Below are 24,290 nucleotides of genomic sequence, written 5' to 3'. Positions count from 1 at the left end.
GCAGCAGAGGCTTGTTGGGAAGTGCGCAGGCCCAAAAGTTGAACAACTTTCCGCCTAGGCTTACTTTTTACTTAAACGGTACTGAGGAGCCACTTTCCTTTACCATGCTGCCCGAGTTCAGGTCCTGCACTACGTTAGCCTTGAGCGTCAGCTTGGCGTCGCCGGTGAGGTCGTTGCTGGTGATAACCACGGGCTCATTTTGCACGCCTAACTTGCGCTGGCCATACACGAGTTCAATAACTGCGCTCTGGCCGGGCTTGATGGGCGAAGGCACATTCTTGTAGCCCACGCAGTAGCATTGCGAGGTAATGGCACCTAGTATCAGATCTTGCTTGCCGGTATTTTTCACGGTGAAGCGCGCTACGGGAGCCTGACCAGCCTCCATTTTGCCAAAGTCATGCGTGGTGCGGTCCAGCGTCAGGCGCGGCGACTGGGCCAGCTGGGCCGGCGTCAGCGTCGATTTTATCTGCTCTTTGTTCAGCACATTGCCTTTAATGGTCAGCACCGAGCTAGGCGTGCTGGCATTACTGGTAACCGTTACCGTTTTGTTGAAAATGCCAGGCCGACCCGAGCTGTTGTACACCGCTTTCACCATACCGGTTTTGCCGGGCAGTACGGGTGTTTTGGTCCAGTCGGGGGTGGTGCAGCCGCAGCTGGCCTGCACATTGGCAATGATAACGGGTTGGTTGCCGGTATTCTTGAACCGGAACTCGTGGGTGGCCATGGTGCCTTCCGGTACATTGCCAAAATCGTGAAGCTCCTTATCAAAGGTGAGCACGCCCTGAGCCTGGGCAGCAACGGACCCCAACAAGGCCAGCAGCAACGTGAAAACGTGTTTCATTGTGCTTAGAAGCTAAAGTGAAAAGCTAAGAAGTTAGAAAGAAAACAGCTGCCGTGCGCAAAAAGAGCAAAAACCGGGTTGGCTGCCCGCCCACGTTGTGCTGTTCGCTCCCTAATCCAAAGATAACAGCAAAAACGCCTATCACCGCATCTAGCGTAAATCCGTACTTTTGGGGGCCTGCTTTCCGGGAAGCAGAATCCCACCCGCCTTAGTTCCCGGTTCCCCACCACCCGCCTGCCTCCCTTATGTCCACTGCCGAAACCGCCGCCGACGTGCAGATTAGCATCGCCTCCCTCACCAAAGAAGACCTGCTCCATGATTACCGCCTAGGCTGGGAAAGCCGTCAAGCCTCCCTGGCCGGCCGTAAGGAAGTATTCATGGGCAAAGCCAAGTTCGGAATTTTCGGCGACGGCAAGGAAGTGCCCCAACTGGCCATGGCCCGCGCTTTCCGGGCCGGCGACTGGCGCTCGGGCTACTACCGCGACCAGACGTTTATGCTCGCCATCGGGGAGCTGACTTTGCAGCAGTACTTCGCCCAGCTCTATGCCCACGCCGATGTAGAGGCCGAGCCTTCCACCGCTGGCCGGGCCATGAACGGCCACTTCGGCACCCGCCACCTCGACGAGGACGGCAACTTCAAAAACCTGGCGGAAAGCAAAAACTCTTCCGCTGATATTTCGCCCACCGGTGGCCAAATGCCCCGCTTGGTGGGTCTCGCGTACGCCTCCAAACTCTACCGCCAAAACCCCGAGCTGCATCAGTTTTCGCAGTTTTCGGTGAATGGCAACGAGGTAGCGTTTGGTACCATCGGCAATGCTAGTACGTCCGAGGGTATGTTCTTCGAGGCCATTAACGCGGCCGGCGTGCTGCAAATCCCGATGCTGGTAAGCGTGTGGGACGACCATTACGGCATTTCAGTGCCCGCCGAGTATCAGACGACCAAGCAGAACATCAGCGAGATTCTAAAAGGATTCCAGCGCGAAGGTGAAGGCCAGGAAGGCTTCGAAATTTTCCGGGTGAAAGGCTGGGATTACGCCGGCCTCGTGGACACGTATCAGCGTGCCGCCGAGGTGTGCCGCACCCAGCACGTACCCGTGCTCATCCACGTGCAGGAAGTAACCCAACCGCAAGGCCACAGCACCTCGGGCTCACATGAGCGCTACAAAAGCAAAACGCGCCTGTCGTGGGAAGAGGAGCACGATTGCCTGCGCAAAATGCGCGAGTGGATGTTATCCGAAGGCCACGCCTCGGAGCAGGAGCTGGACCAGATTGAAAACGACGCCAAGGAAACCGTAAAAGTAGCCCGCACGGCCGCCTGGAGCGAGTTCTTTAACCCCATTAAGCAAGAGCGCGACGAAGTAGTGGTGCTGCTGAACAAGCTGGTGGCTGAAACTGGTACCGAAAACAAGTTGCATGAGCTTGTAGAAGGCCTCGAGCACAACTCCGCACCCATCCGTGCCGATCTAGTGCGCACGGTGCGCCGGGCTTTGCGGCAGGTACGCGGCCAGCGCAGCGGTGCCCGCCGCGAGTTGCAGAACTGGCTGGAGCAAGCCCTGGCCGAAAACGCCGACCGCTACAACTCCTACCTGTTCAGCCAGAGCGAAGAAGCCGTGCTAAACATGGAGGAAGTGAAAGCCGAGTTTGCAGCCGATGCTCACCTAGTAGATGCTCGTGAAGTGCTACAGGCCTGCTTCGATGCCAACTTCCAGCGCGACCCGCGCATCTTCGCCATTGGCGAGGACGTAGGCCGCATCGGCGACGTAAACCAGGCTTTTGCAGGCTTGCAGGAGAAATTCGGGGAGCTGCGCGTAACCGATACAGGCATTCGGGAGTGCACCATTGTGGGCCAGGGCATTGGCGCGGCCATGCGTGGCCTGCGCCCCATCACCGAAATTCAGTACCTCGACTATCTGCTCTACGCCATCCAGATCCTGAGTGATGATGTAGCGTGCCTTCAGTACCGTACCAAAGGCGGCCAGAAAGCTCCGCTGATTGTGCGTACCCGCGGCCACCGCTTGGAGGGCATCTGGCACAGCGGCTCGCCTATTCAGATGATTTTGGGCGCCATCCGGGGCATGCACTTGTGCGTACCGCGCAACATGACGCAGGCCGCCGGCTTCTACAACACGTTACTGCGCTCCGATGAGCCAGCTATTGTAATTGAGTGCCTCAACGGCTACCGCCTCAAGGAGCGCATACCCTCCAATGTGGGCGAGTTCACGCTACCCCTCGGTCAGCCCGAAACCCTGCTGAAAGGTGACGACTTGACCATTGTGACCTACGGCTCCATGTGCCGCATTGTACTAGATGCCGCCAAGCAGCTGGCCGAAGAAGGTATTTCGGTGGAGGTAATTGACGTGCAAACGCTGCTGCCCTTCGACGTTGACCACGTTATTGCCGACAGCATCCGGCGCACCAACCGCGTGCTGTTTGCCGATGAAGACGTGCCCGGCGGCGCCACAGCCTACATGATGCAGCAGGTGCTGGATGAGCAGCAGGTATTCCGCTTCTTGGATTCGCAGCCGCGCTGCCTTTCGGCACAGGCACACCGCCCTCCCTACGGCTCCGATGGCGACTACTTCAGCAAGCCCAATGTGGAAGATGTATTTGACGCCGTGTATGAGCTGATGCAAGAAGCCGACCCCAAGCGCTTCCCCCAGATTTACTAGCTAGTAAAACACCAGCGGGCTCCCGCGCTGCCTGAGGTGTTCAGGCAAGCGCGGGAGCCCGCTGGTGTAAGCTCAACTGCTTATGGAAGAATAACCGGACTAGTGGTTATCTCGTTGCTTTCGTGCAGGGCACGGTCGGCGATGTACACTTTAAACCGAACGGCGGTATTAGGGGCAAAGCTACCTTGGCCGAAGATTAAGCCGAAGGTCAGGTCGCCACGGAGCGGCGCTTTGCGGTCGCCTTGGGTATCCGGCTCCAGCCGTGGGTAACGGCTGTTGTAATTGAACCCGCCCAGGTCAAGGTCGCTGAAGTTGCCGTTTTCGTCCCGGATCTGGGGGGTTATGAAGTAGTTGTTATAGTACTTGTTGGGCTGGCCATTTGCATCCACCTCATTAAAAGGCGGATCGGTGTCTTCGTTGCTGAGCCCCAGGTCGCCGTCGCCGTCCTTAAACGAGACGGTTATTGAAATGGTATCGTAGGTGCCTTCCCGTTTTTCGATGCGGCGGCTCTCAATTTTGCTGAAGCTGATTTCCGGCGTATCGGAATACTCGGGGGCATTCAGGCAGGAGGCAACGCCTAAACCGGTGAAGGCCAATAAGGCTGTATAGCTGAGAGTACGAAGTATGGCCATAGCAAGTAGAAATGACTGCCGGGAGGCGCGGCCTCCATCGGCTGGAAGGTACAACATCTAAACGAACGAAGTACCGCCCGCATTGTTCTGTAATTTCGCTAACCCTATCACCCGCGAATGAGTTTCCGCGAAGACTACCTGGCCGCCTTACCCTTGCTTACCTACCAAACGGCGGAAGCCGCTGCGCTTCAGCTGTTCCGCTACCAGGCCCAGCACTGCCCACCCTACGCCGCCTATCTGGCAGCGCTGGGCCGCGACCTGAGCCACGTGAGTAGGGTAGAAGATATTCCGTTCCTACCAATCGAGTTCTTTAAAACCCATGAGGTGCGCACCGATGCCGCCGGCTGGGAACCGCAGGAAACTTTCTTGAGCAGTGGTACCACCCAGCAGCAGCGCAGCCACCACTACGTCCGAAACCCGCAGCTGTACCGCCAGCACGCGGCCCGTATTTTTGAGCACTACTACGGCCCGCTGTCTGGCTGGACGGTGCTGGCCCTGCTACCCTCGTATTTGGAGCAAGGCAATTCCTCGTTGGTGGCCATGGTGGAGTATTTCGCCCAGCAAACAGGCCAGCAGCAACCCGCCTTTTTCCTGCACGATCATGCGGCGCTGGTTCAGGCCTTGGGTGAGTCTAAGCAAGATGCTTCGCGTAAAGTGCTGCTGATTGGCGTGAGCTATGCCTTGCTGGATTTTGCCGATGCTTACTCCGGACGCTCCGAGCTACTAGGCCTTACGGTGCTCGAAACCGGTGGTATGAAAGGTCGTCGCCGCGAAATGATACGTGAAGAGCTGCACGCCGAACTTAAGCAGGCTTTCGGGCCCGACGGAATTCACTCCGAGTATGGCATGACGGAACTGCTGGGGCAGGCCTACAGCTTCGGTGATGGCCGCTTTCACGCGCCACCCCAGCTACGGGTGCTGCTGCGTGAGCCCTCCGACCCGTTCTCTGTTTCGGCCACTAGGTCGTCGGGGGCCATCAACGTCATCGACTTGGCCAACGTCGATTCCTGTGCCTTTATCGAAACCAAAGATCTAGCCCACATGCACCCCGATGGCTCGTTTGAAGTCCTCGGTCGCCTCGATAACTCGGATATCCGCGGGTGTAATCAGATGGTGTAAGTAAGATGAGTGAGTAGGTTCATCTAGGTGAGCTGCCTTACCAAAAACACGTCATCCTGAGCCGTGCGAAAGACCTTTTCACCCCAGAACGATTGTCGTCGGTACGTGAAAGTGTCCTTCGCACGGCTCAGGATGACGTGCTTAAGGGGGCTAGTGAAATGGCTAGGCCTTACTTCCCGGCAAAGGCCCGGGCGTCGGCTTCCGAGATGGTGTCGTCGCTCATGATGACGAGGCGCTCCACCACGTTGCGCAGCTCCCGGATATTGCCGCGCCAGTCGAGGCCTTGCAGGTAGGCTAGGGCGGCGTCTTCGATTCGCTTGGGCTTGGTGCCGTAATCAGCGGCAATATCTTTCAGGAACTTCTCAATGAGAGCCGGAATATCGTCGCGACGGTCGTTGAGGGAAGGAACCTGGATGAGGATAACGGACAAGCGGTGGTAGAGGTCTTCGCGGAAGTTGCGGTCGGCAATTTCCTGGAGCAGGTCCTTGTTGGTAGCGGCCAGCACGCGCACATTTACCGAAATTTCTTTCTCGCCGCCTACCCGCGTGATTTTGCTTTCCTGCAAAGCGCGCAGCACTTTAGCTTGAGCCGAAAGGCTCATGTCGCCGATTTCGTCCAGGAACAGCGTGCCACCATCGGCCTGCTCAAACTTACCAATGCGCTGCTTTACGGCCGAGGTAAACGAGCCTTTTTCGTGCCCAAATAGCTCGGATTCAATCAGCTCCGAGGGAATAGCGGCGCAGTTTACCTCAATCATAGGGCCGCTGCTGCGGTTGCTGAGCTCGTGCAGTTGGCGCGCTACCATTTCCTTGCCGGCGCCGTTCGGGCCCGTAATGAGCACGCGGGCATCGGTGGGAGCTACCTTCTCAATGGCTTTGCGCACGGCCGTGAGGGCTGCCGAGTCGCCAATCATTTCAGAGTTCTTGGCCAGCTTCTTCTTAAGTGTCTTGTTTTCAGAAGCCAGCTTGGTGGTTTCGGCCGTGAGCTTGGTGCGGTCGAGGGCGTTGCGCACGGTTACCAGCAGTCGGTTCAGGTCTGGTGGCTTCTGCAGGAAATCGAACGCGCCTTTCTTGGTAGCGTCCACGGCCATTTCCACGTTGCCGTGGGCTGATACCATGATGAAGGCCGCGTTGGGCGCCAGAATACTAGCCCGTTCCAGCACCTCAATGCCATCCATCTTGGGCATTTTCACGTCGCAGAGCACCACGTCATACTTGTCGCGGATGAGCATGTCGAGGCCGGTAGGGCCATCTTCGGCTTGGTCAACCTGATAACTTTCGTATTCGAGAATTTCTTTCAGCGTGTGCCGAATGGCTTTTTCGTCGTCAATTATTAAAATCCGGGGCATGGGCTAGGAAAGGCAAATGAAGGAAACCAAAGTAACGAAAACCCGACCGTAAAAGGATTCATCGAGCCGGAAACCTTACCAATGGGTACGTGCGCACTAGATACGTACGTGCCCGACAAGGTTTGCTGCCGGTTCGGGGCTAGCGGGGTTTCACACTAGGTATCGTGAGAGTGGCAACCGGCAGGCCATCGGCGGTGGCCGTGAGGCGCACCGTGCCGGGCGTACTGCCAGCCCGCAACAGCATGGTGGCGATGCCCGCTTCGGCTGGCACAGGGTTGTCACCTAGTAGCTCCGCGTCGCCGGTTGCGGTGAAACGGATGGAGGTAGTGGCATCAGGAACCGGCGTGCCCTGGGCATCAACTACGCTAGCGTACACAAACACCGCATCCTGCCTTCCAGTGGTCAGGTCGCGCCCGCTCTTGTCGAAAGTAAGCTGAATGTGGTGGGCAGCACCCGGCGTGCGGCGCGTGTGCTCCGCGGCGGCTTTGCCGTTCTGGTAGGCCACGGCTTTTAAGGTGCCGCTCGTGAAGCTAGGTAGCGTGAACGTGAACGACGGATGCGCCAGGTGGTTGGAATACGGGTCTTGGTCGGGCTTCTGGCGGGCCAGCGGGCGCCCATCAAGTTGCAGCTCTACTTCCTGGCAGTTGCTGTACACGCGCACCTGCCGCGCGGAGGTGGGCTGGGCGTAGCTGGCAATGAACACCATCGGCTTGCCAAACCCCAGGGCATCGGGCGCGGGGCCGTACTGGCTTTGGTAGAAGTAGAACGCAAATTTCGGAAGGCGGTAGATATCCATCACGCCCGACGACTCAATATCGGGAGCATAGCCGCGCTTGTAGTCAAACATCAGCCAATTGGCGTCACCGATGGCGGGCCCCACGAAGTTGTCGTTGTGGGCTTCCTGGAAATTGAGCGCCTGCTGCACCAGCGCCCGCTCGCCCTGGCCGCGCAGCTGGCGCGAGGTACGTTCCGACTCTTTCAGGCCCGCGTAGGCAGTTTGGTTAAAGCCGGCGTTCTGGGCGTAATACTCCCAGTCGCCGTACTCGCAGAGCAGGATGGGCTTTTGCTTATTGTATTTGTGCCAATAGTCGGGGGCTTTGGCGTGCTGGCGGGCCGGTATGAACACGTCGTAGGCGTAATCCAGCCAACCGCAGGTGTACACGTCGGATGGGAAGGGCAACTCCTCATGCACGGCCTGGTGGGCTTGGTCCATAAACGATTTGCTCATGTCCGTTTCATTGAGGGCTGCTTCCCAGAGCACAATGCTGGGGTGGTTTCGGTCGCGGCGCACCATGTCGCGCACGTTCTGGAGGCTGTTGCGCTGGAAGGCCGCGTCGCCAAAGAACTGCCAGCCCGGAATAGAGTTCATCACCAACAGCCCCAGTTCGTCACAGGCCTGCAGGAAAGCTGGCGAAGGCGGGTAGTGAGAGCAGCGCACGAAGTTGAAGCCCGCCTCCTTGATTTTCCAGGCGTCGCGGTACTGCATCTCATCCGATAGCGCGTAGCCCAGATACGGGTATTCCTGGTGGCGGTTAGTGCCGCGCAATCGGGTTCTTTGGCCGTTGAGGTAGAAGCCATCGGGCGCGAAGCGGATGGTGCGCACGCCGGTAGTCAGCTCCTGCTGGTCCACGGGTTTGCCCTTCTCATCCAGCACCTCCACTTTCAGGCGGTAGAGGTAGGGCTGGGTTGGGGTCCAGAGGGTGGGCGAGGAGAGGGAAAAAGTTTGCTTAACGGAGGTAGCACCGCCTGGTGTCAGCAGCGGCGCATCAGTTAGGGTACTGGCCACTTCCTTGCCTTCGGCGTTCAGCACCGTGGTGCGCAGCTTGGCAGGGCGCGCGGCCTTATAATCGTTGCGGATTTCCGTCTGGACGTGGAGGGTGGCCTGCTGCGGGCTCACGTTTTCGTAGTGCACCAAAATGCCGCCACCAGCTGGGCGGGCCGCTTCTACGGCGTCTGTAATGCGCAACCGGTTCTGAACGACTAGGTGCACGGGGCGGTACAAGCCGCCGTAGAAGTTAAAGTCGAGGTCTTTAAGGGGCTTGCCCGGCGGAATGGCCTGGTTGTCCTGGTTATTAAGCTTGACCAGCAGGCAGTTTTCAGCATCGACTTTCAGGTACGGCGTCAGGTCGACGGTGAAGGGCAGGTAGCCGCCTTGGTGGCGCGTGAGGCGGCGGCCATTCAGGAACACATCGGCCTCACTCATGGCGCCCTCAAACTGCACTGCTACCCGCCGGCTGGTATCTGCAGCGGAAACCCGGAAAAAGCGGCGGTAGAAGCTGGTGCCTTGCCACTGCTTGTTCGGCGTCACGACGGGCTCCAGGCGCGGCGTGTGGGGCAGCTTTACCGTGGCCCACGGCTTGGCATTATCAGCCCGCACAAAGAACGTAGGGCCCACGGCGGTGTCCACGTCCCGCACAAATTCCCAGTCGGCAGTAAAGGTGCTTTGGAGTGAGGTGACTTCCGGACTAGTGGTGCTGCCCGTGCGGGTGCAGGCGCCTAGGCCCAGCAGGGCGGCCAACAGCATGAGCTGGCTCTGGGATAATAAACGGCGATACAGCATTAGCGCAGGTATATCGATTCAATATCAAGGAAGGGGCGGGCTTCAGCGGTTGCCGTGGCGGCCGGGCCTAGCAATACTTGCAGTACTTCGGCCTGGGCCAGCGGTAAGGTGGCGGGGCCGTTGGTCTGGAAGGTGAGGGGCAAGAAGCTGGGGTAGGGGCGCGGCAGCAACAGTTGAGCACCCGGGCGGAAGGCCGACAGGGGCACGCGTACTTCCTGCATGTCGGCTCCTAGTTCAACGTCGGCTACGTAAGCTGCCGCGTCGCGGGTAGTAAGTACCAGCCGAACGAAGCCAGCACCCGCACCCCGGCGGCCACGCACCACAACCTCCTTAAAATTGCCGGCATCAGCAGCACGCGTGGCTAGTCGGTCGCCGAAATAAGCACGCAAGAACGCTACCGGAGCCGTGGGGTCGGAGAAGGGAATGGGGCTAGTAGGCGGTGGGCTTTGTAACAGTCGTAGGGCTAGTAAGCCGTTGCTGGTGGTAACGTAATCAGACCAGCCACCGCCGTTGATGCCGCCGGTTTCGGTGCGCTGTTGGTCCTGGCTGGCTACATACAGCGGCAAGGCCGTGCCCGGCGCTACAATAGACGCTTCCCAGTACTCTCGTGCCGTGTAGTCCCAGTCGCGCGGAGTGCCGGGGTGGTTGCCGGGGAAGGTGGTGGATGTGTTGCCTTTTTTTACGGCCACCCAGTAGCGGAGCAAGCCCGGATACAGCAGATCCGCCGGCACGGTAGCCTCGGCAGTAGTGAGCGTAACGCGGCGCATAGGCAGCGTGCGCGTGCGGCCATAATAATGTTGCGCTACCAGAAATACTGAGTCGGTGGCTGCGGCGCCGGCTACGGTAGCCTGCAAGGTAGCAGGCTGGCCGGCGGGTAGTTGAGTAGGAGCCGTATGGAATACCTGCGTGGGCAAGTTGGTAGCGGCCGGCGCCACAAACTCGCCAAGCCGTATAGCGCCTAGCTTCGATTGCGCCGTAAAGCCCACTGCATTTTTGCCTTTCGCCGACACTAGGTACACTCCAGGCTGCAGCCGCACGGTGCCGTTGCTGGCCTGCCCCTGAAATGTGTTGCCCTCATTCAGGCCGCGCACTGAGAAATCGGAGCCAACGCCTGGCAGCGCGAGGCGCATGGGCTGGGTATTCCAGACAATGCGCGTAACAGGCTGGCGCAAGGATGTAGTAGCAAACGGGTCACTGACCTGCACGGCATCGGGCATTACCTCCAGCCGCCACACGCCATTCGCCAGCTTATCCAGAAAATAGGCGCCGGTACCTTCGTAGGTAACTATTGAGGAGGAGCCAGTTCCGGCTAGGTGGCGCAAGGAAGCCGGCTTGCGGGGCTGCGTGGAAGTAGTGCTGGTGTAGTAGAACTCCTCGGGTGTATTCAGCTCGCTCACGCCGGAGCGGTAGCTAATCCGGAAGTTGTTGAACGTAGAGTCGGCGGGGTAGGAGGAAAACTGCTGGCCGAGCTTGGTCTGGCGGAACACTTTGCCCGCAATCAGCAAACTCACCGCTTTGGCCGGGGTGTAGGCTAGGTTCAGGTAATGGGTCTGGTATTCGGTATTGGCAAAGGCAATGTTGAGCGGATCATAGGCAAACTGCGTGGCCCACTGCATGCCGGCGCTCCGGAAGCTGCGTGCCATCATCGGGTACATAACCGGCTGCAAAATATCCGCCGACTCAAACTCATACACCATCCGGGGCTTGCTCGCGAAGCGCGGGTCTTTGGCGTACGGAATCGGGTACTGGTTCACGAGGGGCAACATATTGCCGCGCAACGTATGCCCGCCCACTAGCGCCGAGGGGTACCACTGAAACGTGAAGCCCTGCACCGGGCTGCTCAGGATGGCGTTCGATACCGTAGGGCTTTCAGCAATGTTATAGAAGATAGGCTTTTTGTAGCCGGTGGCGCGCATGGCCTGCACCATGCGCTGTACAAAGCTTGTTACCTCCGCCTCCGGCTGGCGGTAGTGCGGCTCGTTACACACCTCGTAGGCAATGATGTCGGGGTCTTCGCGGTTGAGCTGGCCGGTGTACTGGTTGCGGTGGTTTAGGAACTGCGTGAGGTAATTTTCCTGGGCCTTCACGGCGCGCTCGGTATTGTAGGCGCGGCCCTTGGGGTAGATGCTGGAAAAGCCGGTTTGCGCAGTGTCCTTCTCGGGGTAGCCGTTGCCCCAATACGCAATCGGCGTCAGGATAATCTTGATCTGGCGGGCTTTGAGCTGCTGCACTAGGTAGTCAAGCAGGCGCAAGTGCTCGTTCTGGAGGAGGTTGCCCACTGTGTCCGTCACTTCTACATCCCATACGTGCACCCGAAAGGCGTCAACCCCCAGGCGCGAAAGATGATAGACATCCTGGTCAATGGCCTTTTCCAGATTTACACCCAGCTTCTGGTGGGCGCGGTAGGAATAGGCAAAGGGAGTAGTATAGTTCACCCCAAACAGGGCTACTTCCTGCTTGCTGCCCTGCCAGCGCATAATGCCTTTGCCATCAATGTACACATCGGCCTTACCGGGCGGCGCACTTTGGGCTAGGGTTGAGGTATGTCCGAGACCTAGTAAAAGCAATAGAGCGCCGGTGCGAAGGCCGGTTCGGGCTGAAAAGGAGGGTAGCAAAGCAGGCATAGAAAAAACGTATACGCGAAATAACACTACGCAGAATCAAAAACGGCCGCTGCACCGGAAGTTGCAGCGGCCGTCTGATGGCGGTGATGAGTCTGTAAGCCGGGTTTTGTCCGCCCTTGCAAGCAAAAGCGGCCCCACCATTTATCTAGGCCAGTCCTCGCGGAAAGGCTCCATCAACCTACCCGCTGGTGCCGGACGAGCCGCCCGGTGCCGGCCCCGAAAGGCCTGCATGCCAGCTTATTTGGTCTTTCAACCCCTGAGGTTTACCCAGCCGACACGGTTGCCCGGCCGCTGGTGCGCTCTTACCGCACCTTTTCACCCTTACCAGAAGTGAAATTGTGAAGTGGTGAGTTTGTGAATTTCACACCTTCACCTTTCTCAACTTCACTGCCTGGCGGTAATTTTCTGTGGCACTGGCTGTCCTGAGAAGCTTTACGCCGCCCAGTCCTTCCCGTTAGGAAGCAGGGTGCTCTGTGTTGCCCGGACTTTCCTCGTTGCCTTGCAGCACCGCGGTGGGGCGACCCATCACTAGGGCAAAGGTACGGCCTAATCGGGCAGAAAGCAGCAGATAGAGCTTACGTGCCTGCACTAAGTGCTTTGTATATGGCAAGGAACTGAATGATAATATATAATGTATTTAAGATATGTGTGCCGAGAAAGTCTTTGTTTGGTTCAATTAAAACATATGATTTATATAATTAACAAAATTATATTAATAACAAATTAAACCGTTGTTAATCACTAATAAAAGCGGTTTTTAATGAAGAATTTGTTAATAATTAGGCTCATCAGTAATGAAATTTTCAATCGATTTGTCGGTTTGTTGAAATGAGTTTCTACTTTGCATCCAACAAAAGCGCTACAAACCGACGATGGCTCAAAGTTGAACTTCCCTGAGAAGGCATCTTTTTAGCTTCTTCCGGATGTGTACTGTTCGCTCTCTTTCTTTCCACTTTTTACCCTAGTAGAATGCAGAAGAAACAACGCAATGCTCGCCTCGCTTGGCTCCTGAGTGCCTCGGCTATTGCCGCCAGTGCTTCGTTTACCGCTTGCTCGCAGGAAGATGCCGTAGCACCTTCGCAAGCCAGTGCATCGCAAAGCAGCGACGCCAAAAGCGAGGGCGACGTTATACCAGGTCAGTACATTGTGGTACTGAAAGATGGTGCAGTTGAAGTGAGCGGAAGTGACTCGTACACGCAGAAAGTAAACAAAGTAAAAGCAGTAGGTCAGGGCATCCTGAAAGCCCGCGGCGCCAGCGCCGATGCGCTGGGGTTTGCCTACGGCCACGCCCTGAAAGGTTTCTCGGCCCGCCTGAGTGCTCAGGAAGCTAAAGCCCTCCGCGAAGACGCTCGGGTAGCCTACGTAGAGGCCGACCGCGTTATTTCGCTGGGTAAGCCGGCTGGTGGCGGCACTACGCAGCCAGCACAGGTTACGCCTTACGGCATTGCCCGCGTGGGTACGGCCGATGGCACCGGCAAAACCGCTTGGGTTATTGACACCGGTATCGACCTAACCCACCCCGACCTGAACGTAGATGCTAGTCGTAGCAAGTCGTTCCTGACCAGCGGCGCCAACTATGCATCTCCTAACGATGGCAATGGCCACGGCACGCACGTAGCCGGTACCATAGGAGCCAAAAACAACACGATTGGTGTAGTTGGTGTAGCCGCCAACGCTACGGTAGTGGCAGTTCGTGTGCTTGATTCGCGCGGTAGCGGCTCCAACTCCGGCGTTATTGCCGGCGTTGATTATGTAGGCGCCAACGGCAAAGCCGGTGATGTAGCGAACATGAGCCTCGGCGGCGGCGTTTCGCAAGCCCTTGATGATGCAGTTCTGCGTGCTTCGGCCGGTGGCGTACTGTTCGCCCTGGCTGCTGGCAACGAAACGGATGATGCCAACAACCACTCGCCAGCGCGTGTGAATGGTGCTAACATCTTCACCATCTCGGCCATGAACAACACCGATAGCTGGGCCTCGTTCTCCAACTACGGTACCCCCGTTGACTACTGCATGCCCGGCGTAAGCATCCAGTCGACGTGGCTGAGCGGTGGCTACAACACCATCAGCGGTACCTCCATGGCTACTCCGCACATGGCTGGCGTTCTGCTGCTCAAAGGCAAGAGCTTCACCCTGAGCGGTACTGTGAAAAACGACCCCGACGGCAACGCCGACCCAATCGCTCACCTGTAAGCTGAGAAGCTTCTTACCATAGAAAAGGCCAGCCTGTAATGGGCTGGCCTTTTTTTATTGATGATTTAACTCACTAGCTACTTCAAATGCTATACTGGGGTTTACTTTCTAGCTGGTTCGTTGATATTAGGATCTGGAATATAATAGCGGACAGCAAGTGTGTCACCTGGCTTCTTACTAGGATCACGACTGTCGCCAAAGTATTTAATACCATCTATTTTGAAGTAGTAACGATAATAATATTGCCAGCTAACAGGGCTATTACCAAAGAACTCTTTGTCATTATTAATATGCCCAACAATGATAGATGTTCGCTCGCTATCAAGCCGTTTACTCATCTGAGACCCTATGATGAGTCGACTGACAAATAAATACAGAACACCTACCATGACGGCTAAACCGATGTAATCAGTTAAACCAAATCCATTACGGTTATGAGCAGTCGTCTTTCTCATATACTGCTTTTCGCTACAAGCAATACATTACTTCGCTTCCCACATATTATCCTTCGGGTAACTGTCAGGGACTAGGGTGGCGCCGAGCTTCAACTGTTTCACCGCTTTGGTGGAGGTAACAGGTACCATGACGGTGCGGGCGCCAGACTCCCAGACGGCAATGGTGCGGTGAATTTTCTCGGTGGAATTATCGGCGTACGTAACGGTTAGGTCAACGGGAACGGGCTTGGTGCCTTTGGATTCTACTACCACATCGTAGCCAGCGCCGGTTTTCGTGACGGTTTGGATGGCCAGATCGGGGTAGCCGCTATCGAAAAACCAGCGCTGCCAGAACCAGTTGAGGTTGCGTCCCGCCCCGGCGTTCATCGAGTTGAAGAAGTCGTAGGGCATGGGGTGCTTGCCATTCCAGTTGCGGATGTAGGTGTGCAGTGCCTTCGTGAACAGCTCATCGCCGAGCATATCCTTCACGTAGAGGTAGCCCAAGCCCGGTTTAGGATAGGAGTTGAGGAAGAAGGCGGTTCCGGTTTGCTGGGTGCTGAGCGTGGTAATGGGCACATCTACCTCCGTAGCCGCAGCAGCAGCGTAAGGTGCTATGCCGTAGTCGTCGTCCAACTTAGGGTCGATGATGCCGGAAATAAGCCACTCGCCGATGGTGGCCCAGCCCTCGTCCATCCAGCCGTACTTGGTTTCGTTGATGCCCATATAGAACGGGAACATCGTATGGAAAATCTCGTGGTCGGTGAGCGTAATAGCGTCTTCGCGGGTGCTGGTGGGGTTATCGTTCACCATCATCGGGTACTCCATCTGGTCGAGGCCATCGAAGATGGTTTCGTGGGAGTAGGGGAAGGGCCACTTGGGGAAGGTATACGACATAGCCTCCACCGTTTTGCGGGCGAAGTGAATCACTTCCTCGTAGTCTTTGTGCTTGGTGTTGTACACGGCATCTACGCGGGTGCGGCGCTTGGTTGCGGGGTCCACCACAAGGCTGCTGGCCTGCCACACGTAGTGGTCGGTGGTAGCAAACACAAAGTCTGTAACGTTCTTGGCTTCGAAGTGCCAGGTGTTTTGGGCATTTGGGGCGGTAATGCCGCCCGCCTTTAGGTCGGCTTCCGTAATGATGCTGGTAATGCCGTCCTTTTTCTCGGCTTCCTGCAGCCTTTGGGCGAATTTCTTACCTAGTACTTTGTCGGCGTTGGTGAGGTCGCCGGTGGCCCACACCACAAAGTTCTTGGGCACGGTGATGTCGGCCGAGAAGTTGGCGAAGTCGTTGTAGAACTCCTGGGAGCCGTTGTAGGGGTTCCGGTTCCAACCGTCAATGTCATCGTACACCGCAATGCGCGGAAAGAAGTAGGCTATAAAATTCGCATTGGGTTCTACCTCGCCGGTGCGCGTGTGGGAGCCTTTGTTGAGAATGTAGGAGTAGGTGATGGAAACTTGCGCAGTTTGCTTGGGGCCAATGGCCTGCCGTACCGGTACCGTCAGGTTGGTAAAGTCGGCGCGAAGTTGTGCCACATCTACGGGCTGGCCGTTGATAGTCAGTTTGGTAATCTTCACGCCCTCGCTCACATCTGCCGCACTGATGCCCGAAGCCCTAGGTGCTCCTTTCTGGTACAGGTTGGGGTAGAGCTTCAGCAAAAGCTGGCGCAACGAGTCGGGGCTTTGGTTATGATAGGCAATCGTTACGGTGCCCGCCACTTGCCGCGAAGTTGGGTTAAAGCTGACGTTGAGCTTATAGTCGGCGGAGTTCTGCCAATAGTTGGGGCCCGGTAGGCCCGATTCGGCGCGGGTACCTTTGGCGTAGGTAGCCTGCAGATTGCGCGGAACCGGCAGTTGCTGAGCCGCAGCAGTGAAAGCGAGGAGAGAGGCAGCGAGAAGCGCGGGAAGTTTCATGCGGGAAAAATAGGTTTGCCGCAAAGTAACCAGATGCCGCCCACGGTTGCGCAGGTTTCAGGCTAGGCAAGATGGATTGAAATAAAAAAGAACGTCATTCTGAGAGAAGCGAAGAATCTTGCCTGCTCCGTTGAGAATAGCTCTGCAACGATTCAAGCGAGGTTCTTCGCTTCTCTCAGAATGACGTTTTAAGTAAGTTAACTGGTTACTTCAACCGCACTAGGGTAGCGCCGTAGCCGAACTTCTCCTTCTGCGAGTCCTCGAAGAACTTGATGTCGCGGTTGCGGCTCAGTAGCTTGTGCAGCTCTTTGCGCAGCGTGCCATTACCGGAGCCGTGGATAAACACGATTTCGTGCATATTGGTGGCTAGGGCGCGGCTGAGCGTATCCTCAAAGGCTTCGAGCTGGAGCTTCAGGATGGCGGTATTGCTCATGCCTTCTGTGCCGCCTTCTGGCATGAGAGCTTCCAAGTGCAGGTCTACCTCGTGGGGTGGTGCTACCAGGGCTTTAGCAGGCTCGGGAGCTGGTGCCACGGCAGCCGGCTTAGCGGGCGCGTTGCCACTGAGTTGGGCCTTAAGGGTTTCGGCCAGCTTTTCGGGCGCAATGGCTACCGGCGCAGCCGGCTTCTCATCCAGCTGGAAGATGTAGGCCTCGCGCTGCAGTACGGGCACGTTGGGCTGACGGCTGGTATAGAAGCTGGACGCCTTGAACTGCAAGCGCTTGGTGAGTAGCTCGTAGGCCGTGGTTCCGTTCAGCTGGTAGGGTAGTAATTGCACTACGGCGGCGGGCCATTGGTCGAAGTCCTTCAGGTGCCAGTGCCCCAGCGGCTTGCTCGCCGACTTAGCTGCCAGCTTCTCGGCCGATAACGCGCGGTACTGGCCGTTGCGCTCCTCCCCGAAAGTGTACAGCACTTCCCGGTCAGTATGGTTCACGATTTGTAGGGCCAGCAGCTCCGGCGACTGGTGTGTCAGGGCCAGATACAAGCCTTTCTGAACGGGTGGGGCCAGGTCTTTATCGGCCTTGATGGGGGCCGGGCCTTCCGTTTTACTAGGTGCCGGCGCGGCCGGAACCCCGGCGGCTTTGGCAGCACGGTTGGCGCCGGTGGTGGCGGCTTTCTTTTCAGCAGCGACGGAGGCAGCGCTCTGGCCAAACGCTTTGGTTTCTTCAGCAGCTACTACCACCACTTCGCGGCGCAGCACCGGAATAGTGAAATCATTATCAATGGCTACCTCAACCAGCTCGTCGCTGAGCAGGCGGGTGATGATGCCTTCTTCGCGGCCGGTAAGCAGGCGGACTCTGTCTCCTACGTTCATATCAACTAAAACAAAAAAATCGGGTGGAATGGAGTAAACAAAGGTAACGGGCAAATCGGCCCGCATCGTTTGGCTTAGTACGGCGCGGACCGGCTAATCGGTTTGATAGGGTTGCAGTCGGTGCGAGGCCTAGTAATACAGCCCGTGCATGACCAGGCCCCGCCGCGAGTTCCACTCCAGCGCTGGCGCGGGCAGGTGGAAGATGCTGGCCACGTAAAACACGCGCTTCAGAAGCTTGGAGCGGGTAGGAATGTGGCGCAAATCAACATCCAGCGAGAGGTAGTACTGGCGGTAGGGGTAGAGGCCAAGGGCCGCGTTGGCATCAGGGTCGTTATAGACCATTTGTTGCGCGCCGTAGCCCACGGCCGGCTGCAGCCAGCGGGGCCAGCGTGAGGCAGCCGGCATCCAGGCACCTACATCCACACACAGCCAGTAGGTTTGGCCATTGTAATCTTTCAGGTGCTTTTCGGCCAGGCTTCGGCCTAGTACGTTGGGGCGCAGGCCGGAGTAGCGGGTAGTATGAAACGAGTATTTGGGCATGATGCGGACCTCGTTCCAGGCCAGCTGCTGCCCAATTAGGCCCACCGAGCCCAGCAAGTTGGCTCCCAAATCAGTAGCTGAAGCCCCATAGAGTGGGTCACGGCCATCCAGCAGTTCAATGGGGCTTTGCAGCATAAAACCTACGAAACCACCATACCAGAGCGCCCGCCGGTCGGGCACGCCGGCCCACCGGAGCATATCCACGGCGCCACGGCTCTCATGAAAAGCCCCCCAGAAGTGGCCGGCCTTGTCCATCTGCTTCCATTCGGGCCAATCGTTAAACCAATGCAGGGGGCTCCGCTCGCTGGTGTACCAGCCCTTGCTTAGTAAATAGAGGGTAGCAGAGTACGACACCACCAACCCGCCCGCCAGCACTGGCAGCCGGCGGCTCAAAAGGTTTGGGTTGGAAGCAGGGCTAGTAGAGGCGAGGGTTGAGTCAGGGAAAGCATGGTTACTAGGCAACTGGCCGGCCTCAACCGGTTGGGCTGCTGTCAGTGCCATAGCTCTGGCTACGGTTGGCGCCTGCCCGTGGGCGGCTCCCGTAACTAGCAGGCTGGCTGCCAGTAACCTCCACCGTAGCAGGCTCTGGGCTAGCCAGAAACGAAGGTGAGCAGTAGGCATGAATCTGCAGGAAGCACAAAAAGATTAAAAGGTGCTTAAAGCTACGATAAAACCCACTAGCGCCTTGGTTGAATAGCCTGCTTTCGCCTATCTTTAATGCCCCCTTGCGCTAAGTTGCCGGGTGTATACCGCTGGCAAGTCAATACAGCATTGTACTCAAGCTGCACTTTCTAAAATTCCCAACCTTACTTTTTCATGAAAACACTTCGACTTTTATTCACCCTAGTCGCTCTATTGGCCGGAATTCCGGTTTCCTGGGCTCAGGTGGTAACGGCCCAGCCCACGTTCTTCCGCGATACGGATGCCGTCACGCTGACGTACGATACCAAGCAGGGCAATAAAGCATTAGCCAATTACACCGGCGACGTGTTTATCTGGACGGGTGTCATCACCAACCAGAGCACTTCCAACTCCGACTGGAAACACGTAAAAGGCACCAGCTTTTCGGCTCCTACGGCCGCCGAAAAAATGACCCCGCTAGGCAATGGTAAGTATAGCATCACGTTTACACCGCGCACGTACTACCCCGGCCTGACTAGCGCCGAAACCATCCTGAAGCTGGCCATGGTATTCCGTGGCACCGGCGGGACTCCAGAAGGCAAAGGCGAAGGCAACACCGATATTCTGATTGATGTTGCCCAGGGAACTTTCTCGGTTGGGTTCACCAGCCCGGTGGCTCAGAATGGCAACCCTATCTTTAGAAACAGCGGCGAAACCGTGGCGGTAACCGGTGTGGCTTCCACTGCCTCTACGCTTACGCTCACACTGAACGGCACCCAGGTAGCTCAGCAAACCAACGCTACCACACTCACGGCCAACGTGCCCGTTACGCAAGCCGGTACCAACGTACTACGCCTAACGGCTACAAGCGGCGCCAACACGGTATCCAGTACCCTCAACGTACTGGTGCGCGTAGCCACCGCAACCGCTGAGCTACCAACCGGCGCTCGTAAAAACGGCGTGACGTATCTGAACAACGGTACCTCGGCCGTTATTGCGCTTACTGCTCCCGGCAAACAGTCGGTGTATGTAATCGGTGATTTCAACGATTGGCAGCCTTCCGCCACGTATCAGCTCAAGAAAACCAGTGCTACCGATGCCGCTAACGGCCGTTGGTGGGTGCAGATTGATGGTCTCACCGCCGGTCAGGAATACGCCTATCAGTTTCTGGTAGATGAGAATTTGCGCGTAGCCGACCCGTACACCGAAAAGGTACTCGACCCCAATAACGACCAATACATCAATACGACTGCGTATACGGTGTACCCCAACCTGAAGCCTTACCCGACTGGCAAAACCACCGGCATCGTGTCGGTGCTGCAAAGCAATGCTCCTGCCTATACCTGGCAAACCACCAGCTTCCAACGCCCAAAGCGTGAGGATATGATTGTGTATGAGTTGCTACCCCGCGACTTTGTGGCCCGTCATGACTATAAAACCCTGACCGATACGCTGAACTACATGAAGCGCCTAGGGGTAAACGTTATTGAGCTGATGCCCGTGAATGAGTTTGAGGGCAATGAAAGCTGGGGCTACAACGTCTCCTTCTATTTCGCCCCCGACAAATACTACGGCACCAAAAACGAGCTGAAGCGCTTCATCGATGAGTGCCACAAGCGCGGCATTGCCGTGGTGCTGGATATGGTACTCAACCAGTCGTTTGGTCAGAGCCCCATGGTGCAGATGTACTTCGAAGATGGCAACCCTGCTACCAACAACCCGTGGTTTAACCGCACGGCCACGCACCCATTCAACGTAGGCTACGACTTCAACCACGAAAGTGCTTTCACGCGCTACTTCTCGAAGCAGGTAATGGAGTACTGGCTCAAGGAGTACAAGATTGACGGCTACCGCTTCGACCTCAGTAAGGGGTTCACCCAAAAGGTTTCGACTGACGTCAACAGCTGGAACGCACTGGACCAGTCGCGCATCAACATCTGGAAAGACTACCATGATTTCTTGGTGAGCATTGATGCCACGGCGTATCCCATTCTGGAGCACCTAGGCAGTAACGAGGAGGAGAAAGTGCTTTCCGACATGGGCCTGATGATGTGGGGTAAAATGACCGATGCGTATAACGAAGGTGCCATGGGCTACAACGAAGGCGGTAAGTCGAACTTCAGCTACGGCTACTTCGGCAGCACCACACAAGGGGGGCGCGGCTGGACCAAGCCCAACCTGATTACGTTTATGGAAAGCCACGATGAGGAGCGGCTGATGTACAAAACCCTCACGTTTGGTGCTGTAAATGGTGCGTATAGCACCAAACAGCTGGCTACCGCGCTGGCACGTCAGGAGCTGGCCGCTGCTTTCTTCTTTCCGGTTCCCGGCCCGAAAATGATCTGGCAATTCCAGGAGGTGGGCTACGACAAGTCTATCTTCCAGTGTCCCGACGGCACCGTGCCAGCTCCGTATGGCACCGACAACTGCAAGCTGAGCAACAAGCCTCCGCTCTGGAACTACTACCAGGATGCCAACCGTCGTCGTTTGTATGATGTGTATCGTAGCCTGATTGCCCTGAAGACGCAAGAGCCCGTATTCGAGAATCCGGCGAGCTTCACTCAAAACCTGAGTGGCGCCGTGAAAACAATGCAAATCACGGACCCGCGCCTGAACGTGACCATCGTTGGCAACTTCGATGTGCAGACGGCTACCGTAGTGCCAAACTTCCAGGCGGCCGGTACGTGGTACAACTACCTCACCGGCGAGGCAGTAACGGTAACTAATACAGCTGCTCCGCTTACCTTGGCTCCTGGCCAGTACACGGTGTATACCTCGCGTCGTATTACCAAGCCGTTAGGCACGGTGCTTTCCACCAAGAGCCAGCGCGATGCTGCTGTGCTGCAACTGGTAGCTTTGCCTAACCCGGCTGGTGCCGTTGCACAGCTGCGCTACGAACTGCCCCGCACGGCTAACGTCAAGATTACGGTAACCAACCTACTGGGCGCCACCGTCCAGACGTTGCCCGCTACCCGGCAGCCGGCCGGCGCGCATGAGGTAGAGCTGCCCACGAGTACGCTGGCCAATGGCGTGTACCTAGTGCGCCTGACCACCGGCGAGCAGCAGCAATCCATCCGGTTGGTAGTGCAGAAGTAACTGTTGTTGACCAGCCGGCAACTGGTTTGCCGGCTGGTAAGCACCTAGCAAACAGAAGAGGCCTCCCTGCTTGTGCAGGGAGGCCTCTTCTGTTTGCTAGGTGCTTACGCAACACAAAGTGCACCAACTGCCGAAGCAGATGCTTCAACCTTATCTGTTGCGAAGCTCTTCTTCGTGGAAGGCAACCAGATCATCGATAGGGGAGCGGATGATTTTACCGACTTCCATGCCATGGTCACGGGCCACTTGGCTGAGTGCATCGCGGAAGTTATACCCCACCGAGCCGATGCAGTTGAAGGTATACTCCTGGTAGCGAGGGTAGTGGCGCACGATGTTAGCAAAGAAGGTTTCGAAACCTTGCAGCACAATTTCGCGGCAGTAGCTAATGTTGTTGTGGTCGTAGGTGAACTTGGCAAAGCTGGCTAGGAAACGGTTGGGCAGCGGCTGGTTGTATAGCCGGTCCAGAATGTCCTCGCGGGTAAGCTTGAACTCCTCCTGAAAAATATCCTGCAACCCATCGGGTAGCAACCCGCGCAGGTAGTCGCGGAGCAGCCGTTTCCCGATAAACGAGCCACTTCCCTCATCCCCCAGGAAGTAGCCTAGCGAATCCACGTTGTACGTGATTTTGGTGCCGTCGTAGAGGCAAGAGTTGGTACCAGTGCCCAAGATGGCTGCAAAGCCGGCCTTGCGGCCCAGCAGGGCCCTAGCAGATGCCAGCAGGTCATGGTCAACTACAACGTTAGCATTCGGGAACACCTGACGCATAGCTTTGGCTAGCACTTCGGCCTTCTTGGCTGAAGATACTCCTGCTCCGTAGTAAAACACTTCCGTTACTTCCGGGCGCGGCAGTGTATCCGGCAGATTCTTCTCGAGTGAAGTCACCACATCGGCTGTACTCACAAAATCAGGGTTGTAGCCCTCCGTATTGAAGTATACACGGTTGCCAGCTTCGCTAAGCTGACACCAACTGCTCTTGGTCGAGCCACCGTCGGCAATAAGAATCATATCCGGTTGGAAAGGTGAAGGAAAATGGAAAGCTAGCTAAGGTAGCTCTAAACCCATAATTCGCGTATCAAAACGACGAAACACGGAAAAGATTCTGGTAGAAAAAAATGCTAAGCCTATTCCGAATGCCCATTTCACCCAACAGTTATATCCAACGCTGTACTCAAGTACGCTCTTTACTACCTCAGCAAAAGCTATAAACACAAAAGAGCTGTCTCTCGACAGCTCTTTTGTTACGCATATGAAGTGTGTTAAGCTTACTTCTCGATGGAGTAGCTGTAGTTACCAGCTCCTTTGCTCAAGTCGAGGGTAACGGTGTACGTACCAGCAGCAGCTACCTTGATGTTGTCGCCATCGTAATCAGGCATGCCATCAGCACCCTTATCTCCCATGTTGATAGCCCAGTCGTTGTTGGCACGGAATTTCAACTCATCCGCTTTCAGCGGCAGTGTTACGGTCCAAACCTTCTTAGTAGCATCATAGGTCATTTTGGTTTCAGAATCCCAGCCACCTGGGGTTGCAGCCCCAATAACGGCCCAGGATGTCTTAACCGCTGTGTACTTTAGCGTGTTCAGGTCTACGTTCAGACGATAATAGCCTGGGGTCGTCGCCTTAATGTTGTCGCCGTTCTCCTTGAGCGCTGTGGTTGCAGTAGCTCCATCGAGGCCATAGTTCAGCGCCCAGCTGCGAGCAGCTGTAAACTTAAATTCAGTGGTAGCGTCAGCAAAATTTACGTAACCTTCATACTTCTTGTCATTGTTGACAGAAGCCAGGAACGGAGCGGTCTCGGGAGACCAGCCCTGATGGCTGCCGGGTACATAGATTGAGGGATACTCAATAAATACCAGGTAAGGTGCACCTGAGATAGAGGCAACTGACGACATCATGGGAGCAGTGCTAGCACCTACGCTTGCTGCTACACGTACATCAACATTGCCTACGGCACCAGGAGCCATTTTCAGGCGGATAAGCACACTGTTCAGCTCAGCAACCGTGAGAGCACGTGTAGTAGCACTGCCAGCCTCAATTTCGATTGGAGCTGAGAAGTTACCGCCTTTCTTATCGAACTGCAGAACGTATTTCACAGCAGCCTGATACCCGAAAGAAGCAGGAGTCCAAGTATAAGTTACAGCAGTTGCAGAAGCCTTATCCTGCGTCAAAACTGCTGTAGTAGCTGACGAAGTCAAAGATACAGGGGTTCCCGTCTGCAGAACCACACGGTCTTCGTCCTTCTCGCAGGAAGCCAGAAACAAGGTAGCAACTAAGCCAAGACCTGCTAGTTTGGTAAAATGATTCATATTGAAACTGATGAAAGTGGGAATTTATTGGGTATGTACCGGCTAAACCGGGAACCAGCCATTGCTGGTTCCCGATTAAGGACAAACCGG

At 56.4% G+C, this 24,290-nt stretch carries 15 protein-coding genes and 1 other RNA gene; 4 read left to right on the top strand and 12 right to left on the bottom strand.

Going from position 1 to position 24,290, the window contains the following annotated elements; translation table 11 throughout:
• Positions 1 to 67: 67 nt before the first annotated feature.
• Positions 68 to 841 (bottom strand): DUF1573 domain-containing protein, encoded by a 774-nt coding sequence (locus ACYVHC_RS03565; RefSeq protein ID WP_460612291.1) that lies wholly within the window; start codon positions 839 to 841, stop codon positions 68 to 70.
• Positions 842 to 1,086: 245 nt separating this feature from the next.
• Between ACYVHC_RS03565 and ACYVHC_RS03560 the strand changes: the two genes are divergently transcribed.
• On the top strand, positions 1,087 to 3,510 hold the full coding sequence (locus ACYVHC_RS03560) for an alpha-ketoacid dehydrogenase subunit alpha/beta (protein ID WP_460612290.1): 2,424 nt from the start codon (positions 1,087 to 1,089) through the stop codon (positions 3,508 to 3,510).
• Between the two features lie 80 nt (positions 3,511 to 3,590).
• Here ACYVHC_RS03560 and ACYVHC_RS03555 read toward each other — a convergent pair whose 3' ends face one another.
• Positions 3,591 to 4,142 (bottom strand): hypothetical protein, encoded by a 552-nt coding sequence (locus ACYVHC_RS03555; protein ID WP_460612289.1) that lies wholly within the window; start codon positions 4,140 to 4,142, stop codon positions 3,591 to 3,593.
• 117 nt (positions 4,143 to 4,259) lie between these two features.
• On the opposite strand from ACYVHC_RS03555, the gene ACYVHC_RS03550 reads away from it, so the two are divergent.
• Positions 4,260 to 5,261, top strand: a complete 1,002-nt coding sequence (locus tag ACYVHC_RS03550; protein ID WP_460612288.1) for a long-chain-fatty-acid--protein ligase — start codon at positions 4,260 to 4,262, stop codon at positions 5,259 to 5,261.
• A 169-nt stretch (positions 5,262 to 5,430) separates the two neighbouring features.
• Here the strand turns inward: ACYVHC_RS03550 and ACYVHC_RS03545 are convergent, their stop codons facing one another.
• From ACYVHC_RS03545 to rnpB, 4 genes are all read right to left on the bottom strand, one after another.
• Positions 5,431 to 6,609, bottom strand: coding sequence for a sigma-54-dependent transcriptional regulator (locus tag ACYVHC_RS03545; protein WP_460612287.1), 1,179 nt, complete (start codon positions 6,607 to 6,609; stop codon positions 5,431 to 5,433).
• Positions 6,610 to 6,748: 139 nt separating this feature from the next.
• The gene (locus tag ACYVHC_RS03540) at positions 6,749 to 9,169 is read right to left on the bottom strand and encodes a glycoside hydrolase family 2 protein (RefSeq protein WP_460612286.1); all 2,421 of its coding nucleotides are present in this window, start codon (positions 9,167 to 9,169) and stop codon (positions 6,749 to 6,751) included.
• Positions 9,169 to 11,793, bottom strand: a complete 2,625-nt coding sequence (locus tag ACYVHC_RS03535; protein ID WP_460612285.1) for a cellulase family glycosylhydrolase — start codon at positions 11,791 to 11,793, stop codon at positions 9,169 to 9,171. The genes ACYVHC_RS03540 and ACYVHC_RS03535 overlap by 1 nt, the downstream gene beginning before the upstream one ends.
• A 79-nt stretch (positions 11,794 to 11,872) precedes the next feature.
• Positions 11,873 to 12,322: RNase P RNA component class A (gene rnpB, locus ACYVHC_RS03530), an RNA gene on the bottom strand.
• Between the two features lie 440 nt (positions 12,323 to 12,762).
• Here rnpB and ACYVHC_RS03525 point away from each other — a divergent pair.
• Positions 12,763 to 13,983, top strand: coding sequence for a S8 family serine peptidase (locus ACYVHC_RS03525; protein WP_460612284.1), 1,221 nt, complete (start codon positions 12,763 to 12,765; stop codon positions 13,981 to 13,983).
• Between the two features lie 101 nt (positions 13,984 to 14,084).
• On the opposite strand, the gene ACYVHC_RS03520 is transcribed toward ACYVHC_RS03525, so the two are convergent.
• From ACYVHC_RS03520 to ACYVHC_RS03505, 4 genes are all read right to left on the bottom strand, one after another.
• Positions 14,085 to 14,438: a hypothetical protein gene (locus ACYVHC_RS03520; protein WP_460612283.1), complete on the bottom strand. Its 354-nt coding sequence runs from the start codon at positions 14,436 to 14,438 to the stop codon at positions 14,085 to 14,087.
• A 27-nt stretch (positions 14,439 to 14,465) separates the two neighbouring features.
• Positions 14,466 to 16,328, bottom strand: coding sequence for a M1 family metallopeptidase (locus tag ACYVHC_RS03515; protein ID WP_460612282.1), 1,863 nt, complete (start codon positions 16,326 to 16,328; stop codon positions 14,466 to 14,468).
• Positions 16,329 to 16,533: 205 nt separating this feature from the next.
• A complete protein-coding gene (locus ACYVHC_RS03510; protein ID WP_460612281.1) occupies positions 16,534 to 17,640 on the bottom strand; it encodes a Smr/MutS family protein in 1,107 nt (368 codons plus the stop codon).
• A 129-nt stretch (positions 17,641 to 17,769) separates the two neighbouring features.
• Complete coding sequence (locus ACYVHC_RS03505; protein ID WP_460612280.1) at positions 17,770 to 18,801, bottom strand: DUF2279 domain-containing protein; 1,032 nt, start codon at positions 18,799 to 18,801, stop codon at positions 17,770 to 17,772.
• A gap of 195 nt (positions 18,802 to 18,996) precedes the next feature.
• Here ACYVHC_RS03505 and ACYVHC_RS03500 point away from each other — a divergent pair, with 195 nt between their 5' ends.
• The gene (locus tag ACYVHC_RS03500; protein ID WP_460612279.1) at positions 18,997 to 21,897 is read left to right on the top strand and encodes a DUF4961 domain-containing protein; all 2,901 of its coding nucleotides are present in this window, start codon (positions 18,997 to 18,999) and stop codon (positions 21,895 to 21,897) included.
• 150 nt (positions 21,898 to 22,047) lie between these two features.
• Here ACYVHC_RS03500 and ACYVHC_RS03495 read toward each other — a convergent pair whose 3' ends face one another.
• Positions 22,048 to 22,902: an N-acetylglucosamine kinase gene (locus ACYVHC_RS03495; RefSeq protein WP_460612278.1), complete on the bottom strand. Its 855-nt coding sequence runs from the start codon at positions 22,900 to 22,902 to the stop codon at positions 22,048 to 22,050.
• A gap of 257 nt (positions 22,903 to 23,159) precedes the next feature.
• A complete protein-coding gene (locus ACYVHC_RS03490) occupies positions 23,160 to 24,200 on the bottom strand; it encodes a SusE domain-containing protein (RefSeq protein ID WP_460612277.1) in 1,041 nt (346 codons plus the stop codon).
• Positions 24,201 to 24,290: the final 90 nt, after the last annotated feature.

This window comes from Hymenobacter seoulensis, assembly GCF_054780535.1.
This window is presented reverse-complemented; position numbering and strand designations above follow the sequence as displayed.